The organism is Erythrobacter sp. NFXS35 (genome assembly GCF_040148725.1).
Lineage (GTDB): Bacteria > Pseudomonadota > Alphaproteobacteria > Sphingomonadales > Sphingomonadaceae > Erythrobacter.
The window spans coordinates 399,978-419,737 of record NZ_JAGDEB010000001.1; the positions used below are offsets into that span (position 1 = coordinate 399,978).

The 19,760-nt window shown below is 64.2% G+C and carries 20 protein-coding genes; 7 read left to right on the forward strand and 13 right to left on the reverse strand.

Going from position 1 to position 19,760, the window contains the following annotated elements:
• Positions 1–67 precede the first annotated feature (67 nt).
• From alr to radA, 5 genes are read right to left on the reverse strand one after another with little or no spacing between them, the layout of a single operon-like run.
• On the reverse strand, positions 68–1,114 hold the full coding sequence (alr, locus tag J3454_RS01970) for an alanine racemase (RefSeq protein ID WP_349512080.1): 1,047 nt from the start codon (positions 1,112–1,114) through the stop codon (positions 68–70).
• Positions 1,107–2,738, reverse strand: coding sequence for an MFS transporter (locus tag J3454_RS01975; RefSeq protein WP_349512081.1), 1,632 nt, complete (start codon positions 2,736–2,738; stop codon positions 1,107–1,109). The genes alr and J3454_RS01975 overlap by 8 nt, the downstream gene beginning before the upstream one ends.
• Before the next feature lie 51 nt (positions 2,739–2,789).
• Positions 2,790–3,230 carry an iron-sulfur cluster assembly scaffold protein gene (locus tag J3454_RS01980; protein ID WP_349513123.1) on the reverse strand — a complete coding sequence of 147 codons (441 nt, stop codon included), beginning with the start codon at positions 3,228–3,230 and terminating at the stop codon, positions 2,790–2,792.
• A gap of 5 nt (positions 3,231–3,235) precedes the next feature.
• Positions 3,236–3,781: a CvpA family protein gene (locus tag J3454_RS01985; RefSeq protein WP_349512082.1), complete on the reverse strand. Its 546-nt coding sequence runs from the start codon at positions 3,779–3,781 to the stop codon at positions 3,236–3,238.
• Between the two features lie 12 nt (positions 3,782–3,793).
• Positions 3,794–5,158, reverse strand: a complete 1,365-nt coding sequence (gene radA, locus J3454_RS01990; RefSeq protein ID WP_349512083.1) for a DNA repair protein RadA — start codon at positions 5,156–5,158, stop codon at positions 3,794–3,796.
• A gap of 73 nt (positions 5,159–5,231) precedes the next feature.
• Here radA and J3454_RS01995 point away from each other — a divergent pair, with 73 nt between their 5' ends.
• Entirely contained in the window at positions 5,232–7,547 is a 2,316-nt protein-coding gene (locus tag J3454_RS01995) for a patatin-like protein (RefSeq protein ID WP_349512084.1), read from the forward strand.
• On the opposite strand, the gene J3454_RS02000 is transcribed toward J3454_RS01995, so the two are convergent.
• The 3 genes from J3454_RS02000 to dnaK form a co-directional block, all read right to left on the reverse strand.
• Positions 7,544–8,167 carry a DUF6445 family protein gene (locus J3454_RS02000; RefSeq protein WP_349512085.1) on the reverse strand — a complete coding sequence of 208 codons (624 nt, stop codon included), beginning with the start codon at positions 8,165–8,167 and terminating at the stop codon, positions 7,544–7,546. The two genes, J3454_RS01995 and J3454_RS02000, sit on opposite strands and share 4 nt — an antisense overlap.
• A gap of 6 nt (positions 8,168–8,173) precedes the next feature.
• The gene (gene dnaJ, locus J3454_RS02005; protein ID WP_349512086.1) at positions 8,174–9,322 is read right to left on the reverse strand and encodes a molecular chaperone DnaJ; all 1,149 of its coding nucleotides are present in this window, start codon (positions 9,320–9,322) and stop codon (positions 8,174–8,176) included.
• A gap of 91 nt (positions 9,323–9,413) precedes the next feature.
• Positions 9,414–11,336, reverse strand: coding sequence for a molecular chaperone DnaK (gene dnaK, locus J3454_RS02010; protein WP_349512087.1), 1,923 nt, complete (start codon positions 11,334–11,336; stop codon positions 9,414–9,416).
• 166 nt (positions 11,337–11,502) lie between these two features.
• Between dnaK and J3454_RS02015 the strand changes: the two genes are divergently transcribed.
• Together J3454_RS02015 and J3454_RS02020 are read left to right on the forward strand one after the other, a co-directional pair.
• A complete protein-coding gene (locus J3454_RS02015) occupies positions 11,503–12,042 on the forward strand; it encodes a copper chaperone PCu(A)C (RefSeq protein ID WP_349512088.1) in 540 nt (179 codons plus the stop codon).
• A 41-nt stretch (positions 12,043–12,083) separates the two neighbouring features.
• Positions 12,084–12,581, forward strand: a complete 498-nt coding sequence (locus tag J3454_RS02020) for a vgr related protein (protein WP_349512089.1) — start codon at positions 12,084–12,086, stop codon at positions 12,579–12,581.
• A 10-nt stretch (positions 12,582–12,591) separates the two neighbouring features.
• Here the strand turns inward: J3454_RS02020 and J3454_RS02025 are convergent, their stop codons facing one another.
• The 3 genes from J3454_RS02025 to hrcA all read right to left on the reverse strand — a co-directional run bounded on the left by J3454_RS02025 (position 12,592) and on the right by hrcA (position 14,615).
• Positions 12,592–12,861 carry a YMGG-like glycine zipper-containing protein gene (locus J3454_RS02025; RefSeq protein WP_349512090.1) on the reverse strand — a complete coding sequence of 90 codons (270 nt, stop codon included), beginning with the start codon at positions 12,859–12,861 and terminating at the stop codon, positions 12,592–12,594.
• A gap of 106 nt (positions 12,862–12,967) precedes the next feature.
• Positions 12,968–13,555, reverse strand: coding sequence for a nucleotide exchange factor GrpE (locus J3454_RS02030; protein ID WP_349512091.1), 588 nt, complete (start codon positions 13,553–13,555; stop codon positions 12,968–12,970).
• Between the two features lie 16 nt (positions 13,556–13,571).
• Positions 13,572–14,615, reverse strand: a complete 1,044-nt coding sequence (gene hrcA, locus J3454_RS02035) for a heat-inducible transcriptional repressor HrcA (protein ID WP_349512092.1) — start codon at positions 14,613–14,615, stop codon at positions 13,572–13,574.
• A gap of 79 nt (positions 14,616–14,694) precedes the next feature.
• On the opposite strand from hrcA, the gene rph reads away from it, so the two are divergent.
• From rph to J3454_RS02055, 4 genes are read left to right on the forward strand one after another with little or no spacing between them, the layout of a single operon-like run.
• On the forward strand, positions 14,695–15,408 hold the full coding sequence (gene rph, locus J3454_RS02040; RefSeq protein WP_349512093.1) for a ribonuclease PH: 714 nt from the start codon (positions 14,695–14,697) through the stop codon (positions 15,406–15,408).
• Positions 15,405–16,034: an RdgB/HAM1 family non-canonical purine NTP pyrophosphatase gene (gene rdgB, locus J3454_RS02045; protein WP_349512094.1), complete on the forward strand. Its 630-nt coding sequence runs from the start codon at positions 15,405–15,407 to the stop codon at positions 16,032–16,034. Before rph ends, rdgB begins: the two co-directional genes overlap by 4 nt.
• A 9-nt stretch (positions 16,035–16,043) precedes the next feature.
• A complete protein-coding gene (gene hemW / locus J3454_RS02050) occupies positions 16,044–17,195 on the forward strand; it encodes a radical SAM family heme chaperone HemW (RefSeq protein WP_349512095.1) in 1,152 nt (383 codons plus the stop codon).
• A complete protein-coding gene (locus J3454_RS02055; protein WP_349512096.1) occupies positions 17,192–18,082 on the forward strand; it encodes a tyrosine recombinase XerC in 891 nt (296 codons plus the stop codon). Before hemW ends, J3454_RS02055 begins: the two co-directional genes overlap by 4 nt.
• 3 nt (positions 18,083–18,085) lie before the next feature.
• Here the strand turns inward: J3454_RS02055 and J3454_RS02060 are convergent, their stop codons facing one another.
• A complete protein-coding gene (locus J3454_RS02060; RefSeq protein WP_349512097.1) occupies positions 18,086–18,703 on the reverse strand; it encodes a DedA family protein in 618 nt (205 codons plus the stop codon).
• A gap of 7 nt (positions 18,704–18,710) precedes the next feature.
• Complete coding sequence (gene gshB / locus J3454_RS02065; RefSeq protein ID WP_349512098.1) at positions 18,711–19,691, reverse strand: glutathione synthase; 981 nt, start codon at positions 19,689–19,691, stop codon at positions 18,711–18,713.
• Positions 19,692–19,760 lie beyond the last annotated feature (69 nt).

Here is a 19,760-nt window from a genome sequence, read left to right on the forward strand (position 1 = left end):
TCAGTTGACGCTGCACACCCTTAGCACCTGCACAAGCTGCAGTGCAATATAAGCGGCAAGGATAAGCTTACCCTCGGCGCAGACGCTGGCCGATTACCGTCAGCAATTCATAAGGCGAAAGAATATTTTGCTGCGCACAATTTGCGATATCCCACGGCACCTGCAGCCAGTCGCCCGCGGCCAGATCGGGCGCGGCTGAAAGATCGACCACCACCATGTCCATCGAAACCTTGCCAAGGATCGGCAGTCGGCGACCCAGATGGAGCAAGGCGTTGCCGACCCCGCGCAGACGCAGGAACCCGTCCGCATAGCCGATCGACACTGTGCCCACACGCATCGGCGCGGTAGCGGTGAAGGCGGCGTTGTAGCCCACGCTTTCACCCGGCAGGATGGTGCGACATTGCAGGATCGCCGCCTCCACCCGCGCCACCGGGCGGATTGCCGATGCCAGTTGCGGCTGGGGCACTCCGCCGTAAAGCGCGAGCCCGGGCCGGGTCAGATCGAACGCATAGTCGACCCCCAGTGCAATCCCGGCGCTGTTGGCAAGGCTTGCACGGCGATGCGTCACCTGCGCCGCCGCCGTCACGAAGGCATCGCGTTGCAGGGCGTTCATCGCGCTATCCTCGTCCGCGCAGGCGAGGTGGCTCATCACGATATCGATATCCAGCGCGGCGATGCAAGGATCGCTGACCTCGGCAGGGGCGATGCCAAGCCGGTTGATCCCGGTATCGATCATCAGGTGGCACAGTCCGCCGCCCGACGCACGCCAGCGTTCCGCCTGTTCGAGCGAGTTGATGACAGGCAAGGCACCAACGCTGCGCGCATAGTCGCAATCGCTTGCGGTCAGGGGGCCGTGCAGCACCGCGATCTGCGCAGGCGGCACATGACGCGCGACCGCCGCGACCTCGTCCCAGTGGGCCACGAAGAAGGTTTCGCACCCAGCATCGCGCAGCACCGGAACGCAGGTGTCAACGCCCAGTCCATAGCAATCGGCCTTAACCGCCGCGCCTGCCCTGCCCCCGCCCGACAGGTCATCGAGCGCGCGCCAGTTGGCCGCGAGCGCCTGCGTGTCGAGCGACAACCGCAAGGTCGGCTGCGGCATCACCTCAGTCATCGGTAAAGTCCGTCGGCGGTCCGGAGGGAAGGCCCCACCATGCCACCACAAGTCCGAAGGCGACGATCACCCAAGTGTACCACAGGCCCGAATACATATCCCCCGTGCTCGCCACGATCACGCCCGCGATCAACGGCAGGAACCCGCCGAGATATCCGGCCCCGATGTGATAGGGGATCGACATCGAGGAATAGCGGATGCGCGGCGGGAACATCTCGCTCAGCAGTGCCGCGACCGAACCATAGGTCAGCGCCGAAAGCATCCCCAGCGCCAGCAGAATGCCGACGATGCCGATGATGTTGGCGGTATCCGGCTGCTGTTTGGAAAAGTCGAAGCCATACTGGCCCAGCGCGGCATGAATGCCGGTGCGCCGCGCTGCACTGTCGGCGAACCATACCGGGTCGATCGCCACCGGTTCTCCGCCCGCGGTCACGCTCAGCGTGTCGCCGGGGATCAGCGTGTACGGCACGCCCGAGGCGGTCAGCGTCTCCAGCACCTTGCCGCAATCGGTCTGTTCGCGCTGAAACAGTTCGGCGAACGGGTCGGTGACGCAATTGGGACCGCTGACGACGATTGGCGTGCGCTCGGCCGCCGATGCAAGGCCCGGATTGGCAAGGCTGCCCATCATCCAGAATAGCGGGAATAACAGTGCCAGCGTCAACGCAGCGCCGATGATGATCGGCAGCTTGCGGCCTACCCGGTCGGACCATTTGCCGACAAAGATGTAAAAACTCATCGCAATCAGACCGGACACCAGCAGCACCAGTTCCACCGTCTGATCATCGACATGCATCGGGCCGCGTAGAAAGCTCATGCCGGAGAAGAAGGCGGTGTACCAGATCGTCGTCAGGACGCCGGTGATCCCGAACAGCGCGACGAAGATACGTTTCGGATTGCCGGGATAAGTAAAGCTTTCGACGAAGGGATTGCCCGAGGTCTCGCCCGCCTCCTTCATCGCCTGAAACACCGGACTTTCCGACAGCTTCAGCCGCATCCACAGCGATATGACCAGCAGTACGATCGACAGCAGGAACGGCACGCGCCAACCCCACGCCGCGAAGGCATCGGCCGGGATCAGGAACCGGCAGGCCAGCACAACGATGATCGACAGCACGAAACCGCCCGCGACGCTCGCCTGAATGAAGCTGGTGTAGAAGCCGCGCTTTTCCGGCGGGGCGTGTTCGGCGACATAGATCGCCGCTCCGCCATATTCTCCGCCCAGCGCAAGGCCTTGCAGCACCCGCAGCAGGATGACGATGATCGGCGCGGCCATGCCAATGGTGTCCACGGTGGGGATCAGGCCGACGCCTGCCGTCGCAATGCCCATCAGCGTGACTGTGACGAGGAAGGTGTATTTGCGGCCCAGCCTGTCGCCCAGAAAGCCGAACAGGATCGCGCCCAGCGGACGGAAGGCGAAGCCGACCGCAAAGGTAGACCACACCAGCAACAGGCCCAGCGTTTCGTTATCGGTGGCGTAGAACGCGTCTTTCAGAATGTAGGCGAGCGTCCCGTAGATGAAGAAATCGTACCATTCGAAGATGGTGCCCGCGCTCGACGCGCCGATCACCAACCGAATTTCCTTCTCGCTCGGCTCGCGGTTTGCGAGCGCCTGCGCTTCTGCCATGTCGATCGATCCCCTTATGCCGCCTGCGGGGGCGGTCTTGTGGCATGACCCCTAGCCCGCAGCGGCGCGGCTTGAAAGCGCCTTGCTGGCGGCCTTCCACGGCAACAGCAAGGCTGCGTGCCGTGCGGGGTGATCGCGTGCGGGTGCCAGCACGATCAGATCGGGCCACGCGGGCAGTTCCCCTGTCCCGGCCAGCCAGCGCTCGAGGCTGGTCAACACGTCGGCGATCGACCCGGCGCTGCGTCCTTGCGCACTGCGCGCCAGCAGAGCGGCTGAGCCCTGTCCGATTGCGCAGGCGCTCACCTGCATCCCGACCCGGCCGATCGTCCCATCCGCATCCAGAGACAACCCGACAGCTATGGTGCTGCCGCACGTGCGCGACCGGGCCTCGGCCCGCAACGGGAGTGTATCGTCGAGCGGATGTGCGGCAAGTTCGGTTGTGAGCGCTAGGACTTGAGGAGAATACAGCCGAGCCGGGCGTGTGCCGGACATCGCGCTCAACCGCCAGCCTTGGCGGCGGCAGCTTTCTGCACATCGGATTCGCGCCGCAACTGCTCGCGCCGGGCGGCGATCATCGGCACCAGCTGGCGCGAAAAACTGTCCGCCGCAGGATAGGTGCGTGCGGTGGTGATCCATGTCGGGCGACCCTGATAGCCCCAGGATTGGTCGAACCCGAGCACCAGCAGCGAAAAGGCGAAAATGCCGATCAAGGCCCCTTTGACGGCGCCAAAGCCGAAGCCGAGCACCCGATCGATCGGCCCCAGAATCGCGCCCTCTGAAACCCCGCTTATATTGCCGGCGATCAGTTTCATCGCCGCATAGGGAATAAGCAGCAGAAGAACGAAGGAGAAAACCGGCGTCAGCCGCGCCGAATTGAGCAGGTCGCTGAGCGCAGGGGTGAGGACGGGGTGCATGAAATGCACCGCCAGCGCGGCGAACACCCATGCCGCAAGCGAAAGGACTTCCTGCACCAACCCGCGCAGGAATCCACCGATTGCCGCAACACCGGCGATGAACAGAAAGATGAAATCCAGCCCAGCCATAGCCGCGCCTGTCTATGCGTTGCCCATCACCTGGTCAACGAGGTTCGCAAGTGCGGCAAAGCCTCGATATCCCTTCGCATCCTCCGGCTTTACCCCATTCGGGCCGAAACTGCGGGTAAAGCCCAGCTTTGCCGCTTCACGCAAGCGCAGCGGAGCGTGAGCAACCGGGCGGATTTCCCCCGCCAGACTGACTTCACCGAACCACGCCGCCTTGTCCGGCAAGGGCCTGTCCGCCAGCGCGGAAACCAGTGCAGCGGCCACTGCAAGATCGGCGGCGGGATCGGTCAGCCGGTAACCCCCGGCGATGTTGAGATAGACCTCGGCCGACGAGAAGTTCAGCCCGCAGCGCGATTCGAGCACCGCCAGCAACATCGCCAGCCGCCCGCTGTCCCACCCCACCACTGCGCGGCGCGGTGTTGCGCCCGATTGCAGCCGGACGATCAGCGCCTGGATCTCCACCAGAACAGGCCGTGTGCCTTCCAGCGCCGGGAACACCGCGCTGCCCGCCAGGGGCTGATCCCGCCCCGACAGGAACAGAAGCGATGGATTGGCGACCTCCTCCAGCCCCTCGGCCGCCATTGCAAACACGCCGATTTCATCGACCGCGCCGAAGCGGTTTTTCAAAGCGCGCAGGATGCGGTACTGGTGCGAGCGTTCGCCCTCGAAGCTCATCACCACATCGACCATGTGTTCGAGCACGCGCGGCCCGGCGATGGTGCCATCCTTGGTCACATGGCCCACCAGCACCACCGCGCAGCCGGTTTCCTTGGCATAACGGATCAGTTCGAGCGCGCAGCCGCGCACTTGCGACACCGTGCCCGGCGCGCCCTCGATCGTGTCGGAATGCATCGTCTGGATCGAATCGATTACCAGCAGCGCGGGCGGATCGCCCTGCCCTAATGTGGTCAGGATATCGCGCACCGAGGTTTCCGACGCCAGCCGGATTGGCGCATCGACCACCCCCATGCGCGACGCGCGCAGGCGCACCTGCCCTGCCGCTTCCTCGCCGCTGACATAGACCACATCATTGCCGCCGCGCGCGATCGTGGCGGCGGTCTGCAGCAGCAAGGTCGATTTGCCGATCCCCGGATCGCCGCCCATCAGCACCGCCGATCCCGGCACCAACCCGCCGCCGAGCGCGCGGTCGAACTCTGCCAGCCCGGTCGACTTGCGCACCGGCAGTTGGGTCGGCGCATTGAGCGGCTCGAACGCCAGCGCCCTGCCCCCGCGTGACAGATCATGCTTCTGCGAGAACACTGTCGCCGGCACATCCTCCACCAGCGTGTTCCATTCCGCACAATCGGCGCACTGACCCTGCCAGCGCGGCGATACGCTGCCGCAGGCCTGACACACATAGCGGCGTTTCGATTTTGCCATGGGATGCGTCCATAATCGGAACAGAATTAGAACGCAATTGCATTGCCGCGATCTTCCACGCTAGGAGAATGTCATGCGTCAGAAGGAATTGCGCCTTGCCCTTGTCTGCTACGGCGGCGTCAGCCTTGCTGTCTATATGCACGGCATCACCAAGGAAATCTGGCACATGGCACGCGCCAGCCGGGCGTTTCACCAGCCGGGTGCGGTGCCGCTCGACGGGGTGGCGGAGGCCTATCGCGACTTTCTGACCGGGATCGAGCGGGAGAACGGACTGCGGCTGCGAATTCTGCCCGACATCCTGACGGGGGCGAGCGCGGGCGGGATCAATGCGGTGTTCCTGGCGCAGGCGATCCATTCGGGCCACAGCCTCGAACCGCTGACCGACCTGTGGCTGGAAAACGCCGATGTCAGCGAGCTGACCGATCCCAAGGCTGAACCCTTGTGGCGTTATGGCAAGCTGTGGGCTCAGCCGATCGCCGAATGGTTCCTGAGCCGCCCGGGCAATGCGGTGAGCGAGACAGTATCGCCCGAAACGCGTGAGGAAGTGCGCCGCAAGGTATCCCGCTTCGTTCGCGGGCGGTGGTTCAGCCCGCCGTTCTCGGGAGCGCGGTTTTCGGCAATGCTGTACGAAGCGCTGGTGAAAATGGCGGAAAAGGGCGATGGTGTTCCCTTGCTGCCGCCGGGCTACCCAGTCGATCTGGTGGTTACGGCCACCGATTTTCGCGGACATCCGCAGACCCTGCGCCTGAATTCGCCGCCGACAGTGGAGGAGACCGAGCACCGCCTGTCGATCAGCTTTCGCAAGCGGGTTGCCGCCGATGCTCCGCAGCCGTTCGCCGATAACCTTGAACTGGTGCTGGCGGCGCGGGCGACGGCGAGTTTTCCGGGTGCCTTTCCGCCGCTCGGCATCGACGAGATCGACCGGTTGGCTGCCGCTGAAAACCACCACTGGGCGACCCGCGGGCAATTCCTGAAGCGGATCATGCCGGTGCATGTCCGCGATGGCACCATCGGCGAAGTGGCGCTGATTGATGGATCGGTGCTGGTCAACGCCCCGTTCGGGGCAGCACTGGCCGCGCTTCACGGCCGCCCGGCGCAGCGCGAGGTCGATCGGCGTTTCGTCTATATCGACCCGCGCCCGGACAGCCGCGCCCACACGCCCTCCGGCCCGGCGCGTGAAATCGGCTTTTTCGGCGCGATCTTCGGTTCGCTCTCTACCATCCCGCGCGAACAGCCGATCCGAGACGATCTGGAGCGGATCGAGCGCCAGTCGCGCGATGCGGCGCGGCTGAAACGGATCGTGATGGATTTGCAGCCCGATATCGACCGCGCGGTGGAAAAGCTGTTCGGCTACACCTTCCTGCTCGACCGCCCGACGCCAAAGCGACTGGCCGGTTGGCGGGCCAAGGCGCAGCAGGCTGCGGCTGAGCGGGCGGATTATGCCTTCGGCGCCTATGCGCTGGCGAAGTTCGACGCGATCCTCGATCAACTCGCCCGCCTGACGCTGCGGGTGGCGGGCGCGGGGGCGGCAGACACATCCTTCGTGGTTGCTGCCCTGCGCCGGGAACTTGCCGCGCGCGGGCTTGATCGCCTGACCGATGCGCATGGCGGCGCCAGTGCGGAGGCCATCGCTTTCTTCCGTGCGCACGATACCGGCTTCCGCATCCGCCGCCTGCAATTGCTGGCGCGCAAGCTGTCGCGTGATTGGGAGCTCGATCCCGATATTCCCGACGATGCGCTCGACCATGCGCGAGACCGGCTCTACGCGATCCTGGCGCTGTATTACCGCACCGACGAGCGGGTGTTGCAGAACACCCATTTCGCCACGCTCGCTGGCGCTGCTGTGGAGACTCCGGGCGCGGTGCTCGATTTCCTCGCGACCGAGCGTCTGCTGCCCGGCACCGATCTTGCCGCCGAAGAACTGCTGATCGATGCGTTCGAGGAAATGCCGAAAAACTTGAAGCGGCGGATGCTGCTGACCTATCTCGGCTTTCCGTTCTACGATGTCGCCACCTTGCCGATGACCCGAAAGGAAGGGCTGGACGAATTCAACCCGGTCAAGGTCGACCGCATTTCACCCGAGGATGCGCGCGCGATCCGCGAAGGCGGCACCAGCGCCACCTTGCGCGGTATCGAATTCTACAATTTCGGTGCTTTCTTCAGCCGCGACTACCGTGAGAACGATTATCTGTGGGGACGCTTGCACGGGGCCGAACGGATGATCGATCTGGTGGTCTCGACCGTACCCGACGCCCTTCCCGAAGCGCGCATCCGCGAGGCCAAGCGCAAGGTGTTCCTCGCTGTGCTGGAGGAGGAGGAGATCGCCGGGCGCTGCCGACAGCGGCTGATCGAGCAGATCCGGCGAGAGGTTGGGGAACGGTTGGGCTAGTTCTTCACCGGCGCGAAGAACAGCAGCATCACCAGCCGCGCGTCTTCCGGGGTCCGGCCGAAGCCCGGTGCGGCGTTGTGGAACTGCCACGGCGAAAACAGCAGCAACCGGTTGAACCGGGCGGGCACGCGCAGCACCCGTTCCCACTTGGCAGGCGCAAGCGTGTCCGTGTTGACCACATCCTCGATCAGCGCGTTGATATCGGCGTATCCTGACGCAGCAATGCGGGCGGGATCCTGCGGAACGGCCTCGAGCCCTGTGCGCCGGTGCCGGAAGAAGTCGGTGCCGCCAGCGTCGGGCTTGGCGCAGTCCTCGGGACGGGAGAGGTAAAGGATGCCGGAATAGGCGGCGGGGTCGATATGCACTCCGCTTTTGCCCCTGTCTCCCTTGCGCGTCAGCCGGCACGCGCCGTGCTGCGTGCCGGGTGCAGCGCCAAGTTTCATCCCGAGATGCCGGGACACGGCAGCGTCCACCGCTGCAGTATCGAGCGGGGTTGAGGAATTGAGTCCCGGAAAATTGCCGTGCTGACGCGCCGGATCATAACCCAGCGCCAATGCCGCACGCCGCGCCGCCCACGGGTCCTTCAGAAAATCATCGATGATGATGAGCGATGGCAGCATCGCCCATCAGCCGCCGAACACGTCCTTGAGCTTGTCAAGGAAGCCGCGGCTTTCGGGGCATTCGTCGCCGGTTTCGGTGGCGCGGAATTCCTCGAGGATCTCCTTTTGGCGGCGCGACAGCTTTGTCGGGGTTTCGACCGCAATTTCGACCACCAGATCGCCGCGCCCACGGCCTTGCAATACCGGCATCCCGGCGCCGCGAATACGCAGTTGCTTGCCCGACTGGATGCCGGCCGGAATGTCGAGCCGGTTGGTGCTGCCGTCGAGATCAGGGATCTCGACACAGCCGCCAAGCGCCGCAGTGGAGATGCTCACCGGCACGCGGGTCATCAGGGTAGTGCCTTCGCGTTCGAACACGCGGTGCTGCTGGACGTGGAGGAAAATATAAAGATCGCCCGGAGGCGAGCCGCGCTGACCCGCTTCGCCCTTGCCTGTCAGGCGGATGCGGGTGCCGGTGTCGACGCCTGCGGGAATATCGACCTGCAGCGCCTGGGCCTTGTCCACGCGGCCTTCGCCCCGGCAGACCCGGCACGGATCCTCGATAACGCTGCCCCGACCGCCGCACGTCGGACAGGGACGTTCGATCACGAACAGTCCCTGCTTGGCCCGCACCGCGCCCATTCCGTTGCATAGGTTGCACTGGCGTTCGCTGGTGCCGGGCGTTGCGCCGGTGCCGTCGCAGGTGTCGCACGACTGGCTGACCTCAATCTCGACCTCGGTGGACTTGCCGTGGAACGCCTCTTCGAGCGTTACCCGCATATCATAGCGCAGATCGGCGCCGCGGCGGTTCTGCTGCCGCGCGCCTGCCGCGCCGCCAAAGGCACTGCCGAAGATCGTTTCGAAAATGTCACCGATATCGGCAAAGTCACCGCGACCGCCGCCGCCGCCGAACGGGCCGCCGCCGCCGCCGCCGTTCATGCCCTGGGTGAAGGCTTCATGGCCAAAGCGATCATAGGCCGCGCGCTTTTGCGGGTCCTTGAGGCAATCATAGGCCTCGTTGATCGACTTGAACTTGGCTTCGCAGGTGGCATCGCCAGGATTGCGGTCCGGGTGAAACTTCATCGCGAGCTTGCGATAGGCGCTTTTAAGGGTCGCGCCATCGGCATCGCGCGAAACTTCGAGCGTCTGGTAGTAATCTGTTTGGGCGCTGGACATTGGTCTGACCTATTCCCCGTGACCGGTCGCCACCGATGCGCCGGACATCGCGTCCGGGCGCATCGGTACGATACCGGGTTGCATCGGGGCCTTAGCCCTTCTTGTCTTCATCCACTTCGGAGAATTCGGCGTCGACGACGTCTTCTTCGCCCGCCGGTTCAGCCTCAGCCTCGGCAGCCGCATCCGGCCCTGCCGCCTGCTGCTGTTCGTAGATCTGCTGGCCCATCTTCATCGCCGCTTCGGTCAAGGCTTGCGCTTTGGCGTTGATGTCATCGGCATCGCCGCCTTCGAGCGCCGTCTTGGTCGCCGCAAGAGCTTCCTCGACTGCGGTCTTGGTGGCGGCGTCGATCTTGTCGCCGTGTTCGGCCAGTTGCTTTTCGGTCGCGTGGACAAGGCTGTCGGCTTGGTTGCGCGCTTCCGCGGCAGCCCGGCGCTTCTTGTCCTCCTCGGCGAACTTCTCGGCATCCTTGACCATCTGGTCGATGTCGCTGTCATTCAGACCGCCCGACGCCTGGATCTTGATCGTCTGTTCCTTGCCGGTGCCCTTGTCCTTGGCCGCGACCGAAACGATGCCGTTGGCGTCGATGTCGAAGGTGACTTCGATTTGCGGCACGCCGCGCGGTGCGGGCGGGATGCCGATCAGGTCGAAATTGCCGAGCAGCTTGTTGTCCGCCGCCATCTCGCGTTCGCCCTGATAGACCTTGATCGTCACCGCGTTCTGATTGTCTTCGGCGGTCGAATAGGTCTGGGTCTTCTTGGTCGGGATGGTGGTATTGCGGTCGATCATGCGGGTGAATACGCCGCCCAGCGTCTCGATGCCGAGCGAAAGCGGAGTCACGTCGAGCAGCAGCACGTCCTTGACGTCGCCCTGCAGCACGCCCGCCTGAATGGCCGCGCCCATGGCGACGACTTCATCCGGGTTCACGCCGGTGTGCGGCTTGGCACCGAAGAACTGCTCCACCACTTCGCGCACGCGGGGCATACGGGTCATGCCGCCGACAAGGATGACCTCGTCGACCTGATCCTTCGAGATACCGGCATCGACCAGCGCCTTCTTGCACGGATCGAGCGTGCGCTGGATCAGCTTGTCGACCATCTTTTCAAGATCGGAGCGGGAGATCGTTTCGACCAGGTGCAGCGGGGTGGTGCTGCCACCTTCCATGCGCGCAGTGATGAACGGCAGGTTGATCTCGGTCGTGGCCGCGCTTGAAAGCTCGATCTTGGCCTTTTCGGCCGCTTCTTTCAGACGCTGCAGGGCGAGCTTGTCCGTCTTGAGATCCATGCCCTCCTTTTTCTTGAAGGCATCGGCAAGGTATTCGACGATTGCGTTGTCGAAATCCTCACCGCCGAGGAAGGTGTCGCCGTTGGTCGACTTCACTTCGAACACGCCGTCCCCAATTTCGAGGATCGACACGTCAAAGGTACCGCCGCCAAGGTCATAGACAGCGATGGTCTTGCCCTCGTCCTTGTCCATGCCATAGGCGAGCGCGGCAGCCGTCGGCTCGTTGATGATGCGCAGCACTTCGAGACCCGCGATCTGGCCGGCGTCCTTGGTGGCCTGACGCTGGGCATCGTTGAAATATGCGGGAACGGTGATCACCGCCTGCGTCACGGTTTCGCCGAGATAGCTTTCGGCGGTTTCCTTCATCTTCTGCAGAATGAAGGCGGAAACCTGCGACGGGCTGTAATCTTCGCCGCCTGCATTCACCCAGGCATCGCCATTCTTGCCCTTGGTGATCTGGTAGGGGACGAGTTCCATGTCCTTCTTGGTCAGCGGGTCTTCGAACCGGCGACCGATCAGGCGCTTGATCGCGAACAGGGTGTTGTCGGGGTTGGTCACCGCCTGACGCTTGGCCGGTTGGCCGATCAGCCGTTCGCCATCCTTGGTGAAGGCGACGATCGAAGGCGTGGTGCGCGCGCCTTCGGAATTCTCGATCACCTTGGGTTTGCCGCCGTCCATGACAGCAACGCAGGAATTGGTGGTTCCGAGGTCAATACCGATTACTTTACCCATTGTTTCCCCATCCATCTGGAAATTGTTGGACACCGCGCATCGCGCTTCCCACAGGGCGGCAAAGCGCTTTGGCGGCTCGTTGGTGAGCGCGATATAGGTGCGGTTTCGCTTGGCACAAGACTTCCGACGGCCTAGTTTTCCGCCATTCCACAAGGAGACATGTGAAGTGAACAGATCAACGGGGATGCAGGGGCTTACGAAAAACCGGGGCACAGGGTTCGGCGCGATCCGCAGGGGGGCAGCAAGGTTGGGCTTGGCCGCGATGCTCGGTCTGGCCGCCTGCGGGGGCGAGACCGAAACTGCCGCGACGGAGGCGGTGGCAGGGCAGGTGCCCGGCATGACGATCAGCAATGCTCGCATGGTTCTTCCCCCGGTGGCGGGCAACCCGGCGGCGGTCTATTTCGATCTTGCGTATGAAGGCGACAGGGGGCTGACCATCCGCAAGGCCGAGGTGGCCGAAGCGGGCAGCGCCATGATGCACGATTATGGCGAATATGATTTCAAGGTGCAGATGATGGAAGCGTTGCCCATCGCACTCACGACAGGCACCAAGGTCGCGTTCGAGCCGGGCGGGCTGCACGTGATGGCGATGGAGCCTTCCGCAGACCTCGCGCCTGGCGACAAGGTGACGGTGACGCTCACCATGTCGGGCGGTGCGACGCAGGTGTTTCAGGCGGACGTGCGGGCTGCGGGTGAAGAACGCTGAGTGATCCGCTGACCGGGACGGGCGCGGCGGCGGGCAATGGCTTGCCGCACGCCTGCCCGGTCGGCGGCCAGCGCCCGCTTACTCTCGGTGAGGTCGGTCTTGCACGCAGTGTGTTCGGCGAAGCGATCGACTATGCGCGGGTATCGATCCGGCGGCGCAAGTTCTTTGCGTTCCAGCCCCGCAAGGTCACAATGGCCCCGATGGGGCACATCCATTTCCACCCCGCAGCCGCAAGCTACCGCGATGATTTCGCCATCGCATCGCTGTCGCTCCAGGCGCATTTTATACACGAGATGACCCACGTCTGGCAGACCCAGACGCGCGGGCAGTGGTATCTGATCCTCAACCGGCACCCGCTGTGCCGCTACGATTACGCGCTGAAGCCGGGCTGGATTTTGGAACGCTACGGGATCGAACAACAGGCCGAGATCGTGCGGCACACATTTCTGCTCATGAAAGGCGCCAGCGTGGCGGGTGCGCCACCACTGACGACCTATGCCGCCATCTTGCCCTTCGGGCCGAAGGCGGCGTCCTCTTAGCGCGGGCGGCCTAGTTCGGGCAGCGCACCGGATATTCGCGCCCGTCATCGCCGACGCGGTAGCAGTCGCCGTCATCCTTTTCGATCAACGCGCCGCCAGCGCCGCCGGCCGCTGCACCGACTGCTGCACCCGTGCCGACATCACCGCCGGTTACGGCGCCGATCGCAGCGCCCGCAGCCGCGCCAGCTCCGGCGCCCTCTAACGCGTAATTATCAGCACACGCGCCAAGCGATAGGGCGCAGGCAGCAGTGATGGCGGATAGTTTGAGACGATGAGTCATTGGGTATCTCCGTATTCCTGTTACTCTTCCTCAACGGAAAAGCCGGATACAGAGTTCCACCGCTCGTCGCGTCCATCAGGGTATGCGGCGCAGCGAAGGCCAGATACTAGTCGGGCTTCTTCGCCACCGCCACCATCGCCGCGCGCAGCAGGCGATCCTTGATCATCCAACCGGCCTGCATTTCCTGCACCACCGTGCCGGGTTCGTGATCGGCGCTGGGCACTTCAAGCATTGCCTGATGCTGATTGGGATCGAGCGGCAGGCCGATTGACGCAATGCGGGTGATGCCGTGGCTGGCGAAAACCTTTTCCAGCTCGCGCTGAGTGGCTTCGAGACCGATGACGAGGCCCTTCATCTTCTCGTCCTCGCGCAATGACTCCGGAATGGCCTGCACCGCGCGCGTCAGGTTATCGGCCACGCTCAGGACATCGCGGGCAAAGCCGGTTGCGGCATAGGCGCGCGCTTCGTCCTTCTCGCGTTCGAGTCTGCGGCGCACGTTCTGCGTTTCGGCCTGCGCGTAAAGCACGTCCTGCTTGGCGGCTTCGAGATCGCGGCGCAGTCCGGCAAGCGCCTCACCAAGGGCGTCGTCCGCCCCGCCTTCGGTTTCGTCCTCGCCGTCATCGAGGAACTCCTCCGGCACGCCCTTCAATTCATCTTCAGCCGCAGAATCGCGCGGCTTGTCGTTATCGATCATGTCTCGTGTGTTCCATTCAAGCGATGAGCTTGCCCAGCGAACGGGCGGTCATATCCACCATGGGGACAACCCGCGCGTAATTCAACCGCGTCGGCCCGATCACACCCAGCACGCCGACCACCCGCCCTTCCCGATCGCGGTAGGGTGAGGCGATGACAGAGGAGCCGGACAGCGCGAACAACCGGTTTTCGCTACCGATGAATATCCGGGTCGCCTCGGCATCGCGGGCCGAATCGAGCAATTCGGCCACCGACTGCTTGTTTTCGAGGTCTTCGAGCAGGCGTCGCACGCGTTCGATATCGCCCACCGCGCTTTCATCGAGCAGATTGGCCGCCCCGCGTACGATCAGTACCGGGCGCGCAGCGGCATCCTCGCTCCACACGGCGAGGCCGCGTTCGACGAGATCGCGGCTGGCATCGTCGAGCTGCGATTTGCCGGCGTTGATCTCGGTCCGCATCGCTTGCGCCGCCTCGGCGAGCGTGCGCCCGGCGAGCCGCGCGGTGATGTAATTGCTCGCCTGATCGAGCGCGCTGGAGCTGATCGCGCCGCCGATGTTTACGATGCGGTTTTCTACCCCGCCATCCTCGCCCACCAATACCGCGAGCGCCCGCCCCTGCCCCAGATCCACCAGACTGAACTGGGCAAGGCGCTGTTCACGATGTGGCACCAGGACCATGCCCGCTGCCCCCGAAAGGTCGGAGAGGATCGCCGAAGCCTGCTGCAACGCCGCCTCCACCGGGCCCGCTTCGGCCAAGCGGGATTCGATTGCCGTCCGTTCCTGCAGGGTCGGTTCGGCCACCCGCATCAGACCGTCCACGAAAATGCGCAAGCCTGCGTCGGTCGGCATCCGCCCCGCGCTGGTATGCGGCGCTGCAAGCAGGCCCGCCGCCTCGAGATCGGCCAATACAGAGCGGATCGAAGCCGGCGAGAGGTTGAGGGTGCCATCGGCCGCCAGCGTCTTGGACCCGACCGGCTGCCCGCTGTCGATAAACTCCTCCACTACCCGGCGAAAGATTTCGCGGGCGCGGGAGGTCAGTTCGGTGACGGGGAGCGAGGTCATGCAAATCACTTTAGTGTTTGCGCTTGCCGCGACAAGTGGGCCGCGCCTATTGGCCCGGAACTCATCAAAGGACACAACCATGCGGCCATCAGGACGCGCGCCCGACGAGATGCGCGCTATCACCATCGAAACCGGCTTTACCCGCCACGCCGAAGGGTCGGTGCTGATCGGCTTCGGCGATACCAAGGTGCTGTGCACTGCCAGCGTCGAACGCGGCGTGCCGCCGTGGATGCGCGGCAAGGGCGAAGGCTGGGTGACGGGCGAATATTCGATGCTCCCGCGTGCCACTCACACCCGCGGACAGCGCGAGGCTGCCAAGGGCAAGCAATCGGGCCGCACGCAGGAAATCCAGCGGCTGATCGGGCGCAGCCTTCGTGCCGTGGTCGATCTGCAAAAGCTGGGCGAGCGGCAGATCACGCTCGATTGCGACGTGATTCAGGCCGATGGTGGCACGCGTACCGCCGCGATTTCCGGCGCGTGGATTGCGCTGCGGCTTGCGATCAACGGGTTGATGGCGTCGGGCGATATCAAGCATGATCCGATCACCGCACAGGTCGCCGGCATTTCCTGCGGCATCTTCAAGGGCACCCCGGTGCTCGATCTCGATTACGACGAGGATTCCAACGCCGAGGCTGACGGCAACTTCGTGCTGCTGTCGGGCGGCAAGATCGCCGAAGTTCAGGCCACAGCCGAAGGCGCGACCTATGACGAGGAAGCTTTGCTGCGCCTCCTGCGCCTCGCCCGCATGGGCTGCGACCGGATCTTTGCCGCGCAGTTGGATGCGGTAAAATGACACGCCGCCTCGGCTCAGGCTCCCTTGTAATTGCCACGCATAACGCGGGCAAGCTGAAGGAAATCGGCGCTCTGCTTGAGCCTTACGGTGTCAAGTGCCTCTCCGCTGGATCGCTTGGCCTGCCCGAACCGGCCGAGACCGGCACCACTTTCGCGCAGAATGCGCTGCTCAAGGCGCGAGCGGCGGCGGAGGCTTCGGGTCTGACGGCTTTGGCTGACGATAGCGGGCTGAGCGTCGCCGCGCTGGATGGCCGCCCCGGCGTCTACACCGCCGACTGGGCGGAGCGGCAGTGGTTCGAAGGCGCTCCAGGCCGCGACTGGTACATGGCGATGGGCAAGGTCGAAGGGATGCTGGCCGAGAAGGGCGAAAGCGTCGACCGCAGCGCCGCGTTCCATTGCGTGCTGGCGCTGGCGTGGCCCGACGGCGAATATGCGATTTATGAGGGTCGCTGCGAGGGTAGCCTGACTTGGCCGCCGCGCGGCACGCTCGGCTTCGGCTATGATCCGGTGTTCGTGCCCACAGGCCGCAGCCAAACCTTCGCCGAGATTGCGCCGGAGGAGAAACACGCGATCAGCCACCGCGCCGATGCCTTTGCGAAGCTGGTCGCGGAGCAGTTCGGCCGCTAGACTGCGCTGATGGCTCGCGCGCTTTATATACACTGGCCCTTCTGTGCCAAGAAATGCCCCTATTGCGACTTCAACTCGCACGTGCGCGAGCGGGTCGAGATGGGCGCATGGCAGAACGCGCTGATTGCCGATATGCGTGCCGAAGCGGTAACGGCTAATGGAGCGCCGCTGACCTCAATCTTCTTCGGCGGCGGCACCCCATCGCTGATGCCGCCTGCAGTTGTCGCCGCGCTGCTGGGTGAGGCCGAGCGGCTGTGGGGGTTCGATCCGGCAGTTGAGATCACGCTGGAGGCCAACCCATCCTCGGTCGAAGCCGCCAATTTCGCTGCTTTGGCAGGCGCGGGGGTGAACCGCGTTTCGCTGGGCGTGCAATCGCTCGACGATACCGAGTTGCGCTTTCTCGGGCGGCTGCACGGCGCGGACGAGGCACTGGCGGCGCTGGAGATGGCGCAGGCGCACTTCAAGCGCGTCAGTTTCGATCTGATCTATGCCCTGCCTGGACACACGCCCGAGTTGTGGAACGAACGTCTGATGCGGGCGCTCTCCTTCGGCACCGGACACCTGTCGCTCTATCAGCTCACGATCGAGCCCGGCACGCGGTTTGCCAGCGATGTACGGCGCGGGCGGCTGACCCCGCTCGACGATGACGCCGCAGCAGAACTGTTCGACATAACGCAGGAATTGACCGAGGCGGTGGGGCTGCCCGCCTATGAAACCAGCAATCACGCGCGCCCCGGCGAGGAGAGCCGCCACAATCTCGTCTACTGGCGCTATCAGGACTATTGCGGCATCGGCCCCGGCGCGCATGGGCGGCGCGGCGGCGCGGCGACGGTGCGGCACAAGAAACCAGAGAATTTCCTGCGGTCGGTTCGCGAGCGGGGTGACGGCATTACCGAAACGCGCCTGCTCACCCGTAACGAACAGGCGACCGAGGCGTTGCTGATGGGCTTGCGACTTGGCGAGGGGATCGATCTTGCCGCGATGGAGCGCCGCTTCGGCCTGCCTGGCGCCGATCTGGTGGATATGTCCGCCCTCGCCCGCCTGATGGCGCTCGATCTGATATGGCAGGATGGGGATCGCATCGGCGTTTTGCCCAAGGGTCGCGGATTGCTGGATGCGCTGCTGGCGGAGGTCGTGGCCGATGGGCTGGTGGCGGCATGACGTCGCATGAGCTTGTCGCGGCGTGGCGTGCCTATCTGACCGACAACAAGCGCCGATCGCCGCACACAGTGCGCGCCTATGTCGCTGCGGCGCAAAGGCTGGTGGCCGCTAACGGCCTGGACGACTGGGCCGCCGTTGCCCGCACCGAAGCACATCACCTGCGTACCTTCCTTGCCGCACGCCGGGCCGACGGGATCGGCAATGCCAGTGCGGCGCGAGAACTTTCCGCGCTCAAGGCCTTCATCGCCTTCGCCCGGCGGGAGAGCGGCGATCCCGATCCAGCGCCGCCCCGGCTGCGCGGGCCGCGCCTGAAAAAAGGCCTGCCCCGCCCTGTTACGCCCGACGAAGCGGTCAATCTCACCGATCTGGTCGACAGTCTGGCGGGCGAGGAGTGGATCGGTGCGCGTGATCGAGCGGTGCTGCTTCTGCTCTACGGTTCGGGCCTGCGCATTGCCGAAGCCCTGTCACTGACCGGACGCGACGCGATGCTGGGCGAAGTGCTGCAAGTCACCGGCAAGGGCGGCAAGCAGCGCATGGTGCCGGTCCTGCCGATCACTCGCGCCGCCGTGGCCGAATATGTACGGCTGTGCCCGTGGCCGCTGTCCACGAAGGAGCCATTGTTCCGGGGTGCCAAGGGTGGGCCGCTGTCTCCGGGCATGGTGCAGCGCACCGTGGCGCAGGCCCGCCGTGCGCTGGGCCTGCCCGACACAGCGACGCCCCATGCGCTGCGGCATTCGTTTGCCACGCATCTGCTTAGCGCCGGCGCGGATCTGCGATCACTTCAGGAACTGCTCGGCCATGCATCACTGGGATCGACCCAGATCTACACCCGCGTCGATGCGGCTAGCCTGCTGGAGAATTACCGCAAGGCGCATCCGCGCGGCTAGGGCTCAATCCTGCCGCTCATGCGCCTTGACCGGCTTCCATGTGACCACGCGGTAAACATAGAACGCCACCCCCGCGAGCACGAAGAGAACCACGCCGTAACCCGCCAGCTTTTCGAACCGTTCGATGAGCGGTTCGAGCGCCTGGCCGCCGAAGATCAGGATGCCGTTCCAGATCGCCGAGCCCAGCGCGGTGAACAGCACGAAGCGCCACAGCTTCATCTTGGCAAGGCCCGCGGGCAGCGAGACGATGGTGCGCAGGATCGGCGAAAAGCGCAGCAGGAACACAATCCAGTCGCCATATTTGCGGAAGATGTCGCGCGCCTTGGTGAATTCGTCCCATTCGAAGGTCAGCCAGCGGCCCCAGCGGTCGATGATCGCCTTCAGCTGTTCCTCGCTCCAGCGTACGCCGATCCAGTACCAGAACAGATTGCCCACCACCGTTCCGGCAGTGGCGACGATCCACAAGGTCATGAAAGTCATCTGCCCACGCGCTACCAGCACGCCCGCCGCGCCCATGATTACCTCGGAAGGAATCGGGGGGAACACGTTTTCGGCCATCATCAGGAAGAAGATGCCCACATATCCGCCCTTGTCGAGCAGTTCGAGCAGGAAGTCGGTCATTGGGTTCCTAAGCGTTGTCGGCAGCAGCGGCGCGGCGTTCGGTAAGCCGCCGCTCGATCGCATCCCAGATCATGCTCGCCGTATCAGTGTTGTTAAAACGGTCAATCGCAACGATCCCGGTAGGCGAGGTGACGTTGATTTCGGTCAGCCATTTACCACCGATCACGTCGATGCCCACGAAGGTGAGGCCGAGGCGTTGCAAATCCGGGCCGAGCGCATCGCAGATTTCCTGTTCGCGGGGCGTCAGTTCGGTTGCCAGCGCGCTGCCGCCCATGGCGAGGTTGGAGCGGAACTCGCCCTCCCCCGGCACGCGGTTGATCGCGCCCGCCACTTCGCCATCGACCAGCACGATGCGTTTATCTCCCTCGGCCACTTCCGGCAGGAAAGGCTGCACCATGTGCGGTTCGGGCCAAGTCTGGTTGAACACTTCGAACAATGCGGTGAGGTTCTCGCCGCTCTCGCCAATGCGGAAGATCGCCTTGCCGCCGTTGCCGTGGATCGGCTTGACCACGATTGCTCCATGCTTAGCCATGAAGCGCCGTACTTCTTCGACCGAGCGGGTCACCAGAGTCGGCGGCATGAAACGGCGGTAGTTCAGCACCATCACCTTTTCGGGCGCATTGCGGACATTGGCGGGATCGTTGACCACCAGTGTTTCCTGCCCGATGCGTTCGAGCATGTGGGTGGCAGTGATGTAGCCCATGTGGAACGGCGGATCCTGCCGCATCAGTACGACATCGATATCGGTGCCGAGATCGAGCCGCACCTGCTCGCCGCGCTTGAAGTGATCGCCCTCGACCGGCTGCACCGTCACCGGAAAGGCGTGCGCGAACAGGCGATCATCCTCGTCCAGCGTGAGGCTTTCGACGTGATATTCGAACAGCGTGTAGCCGCGTGCCTGCGCCGACAGCATCAGCGCAAAGGACGAATCCCCCGCGATGTTGATCTTGTCGATGGGGTCCATCTGGACAGCGACTCTGAGCGACATTTTCCAAATCCGTTCGTGCTGAGCTTGTCGAAGCACCGTTTTGCTTCGCGGCGGCGGTTTAGAAGGAAA

Coding starts and splice junctions, on each gene's coding strand:
- radA (WP_349512083.1), bottom strand. CDS start 5,158: ATGGCAAAATCGAAACGCCGCTATGTGTGTCAGGCCTGCGGCAGCGTA.
- gshB (WP_349512098.1), bottom strand. CDS start 19,691: ATGTCGCTCAGAGTCGCTGTCCAGATGGACCCCATCGACAAGATCAAC.
- J3454_RS02000 (WP_349512085.1), bottom strand. CDS start 8,167: ATGCTGCCATCGCTCATCATCATCGATGATTTTCTGAAGGACCCGTGG.
- J3454_RS02025 (WP_349512090.1), bottom strand. CDS start 12,861: ATGACTCATCGTCTCAAACTATCCGCCATCACTGCTGCCTGCGCCCTA.
- dnaK (WP_349512087.1), bottom strand. CDS start 11,336: ATGGGTAAAGTAATCGGTATTGACCTCGGAACCACCAATTCCTGCGTT.
- J3454_RS01995 (WP_349512084.1), top strand. CDS start 5,232: ATGCGTCAGAAGGAATTGCGCCTTGCCCTTGTCTGCTACGGCGGCGTC.
- J3454_RS02060 (WP_349512097.1), bottom strand. CDS start 18,703: ATGACCGACTTCCTGCTCGAACTGCTCGACAAGGGCGGATATGTGGGC.
- J3454_RS02055 (WP_349512096.1), top strand. CDS start 17,192: ATGACGTCGCATGAGCTTGTCGCGGCGTGGCGTGCCTATCTGACCGAC.
- J3454_RS01975 (WP_349512081.1), bottom strand. CDS start 2,738: ATGGCAGAAGCGCAGGCGCTCGCAAACCGCGAGCCGAGCGAGAAGGAA.
- hemW (WP_349512095.1), top strand. CDS start 16,044: ATGGCTCGCGCGCTTTATATACACTGGCCCTTCTGTGCCAAGAAATGC.
- rph (WP_349512093.1), top strand. CDS start 14,695: ATGCGGCCATCAGGACGCGCGCCCGACGAGATGCGCGCTATCACCATC.
- J3454_RS01985 (WP_349512082.1), bottom strand. CDS start 3,781: ATGGCTGGGCTGGATTTCATCTTTCTGTTCATCGCCGGTGTTGCGGCA.
- J3454_RS02030 (WP_349512091.1), bottom strand. CDS start 13,555: ATGATCGATAACGACAAGCCGCGCGATTCTGCGGCTGAAGATGAATTG.
- hrcA (WP_349512092.1), bottom strand. CDS start 14,615: ATGACCTCGCTCCCCGTCACCGAACTGACCTCCCGCGCCCGCGAAATC.
- rdgB (WP_349512094.1), top strand. CDS start 15,405: ATGACACGCCGCCTCGGCTCAGGCTCCCTTGTAATTGCCACGCATAAC.
- dnaJ (WP_349512086.1), bottom strand. CDS start 9,322: ATGTCCAGCGCCCAAACAGATTACTACCAGACGCTCGAAGTTTCGCGC.
- J3454_RS01980 (WP_349513123.1), bottom strand. CDS start 3,230: ATGTCCGGCACACGCCCGGCTCGGCTGTATTCTCCTCAAGTCCTAGCG.
- alr (WP_349512080.1), bottom strand. CDS start 1,114: ATGACTGAGGTGATGCCGCAGCCGACCTTGCGGTTGTCGCTCGACACG.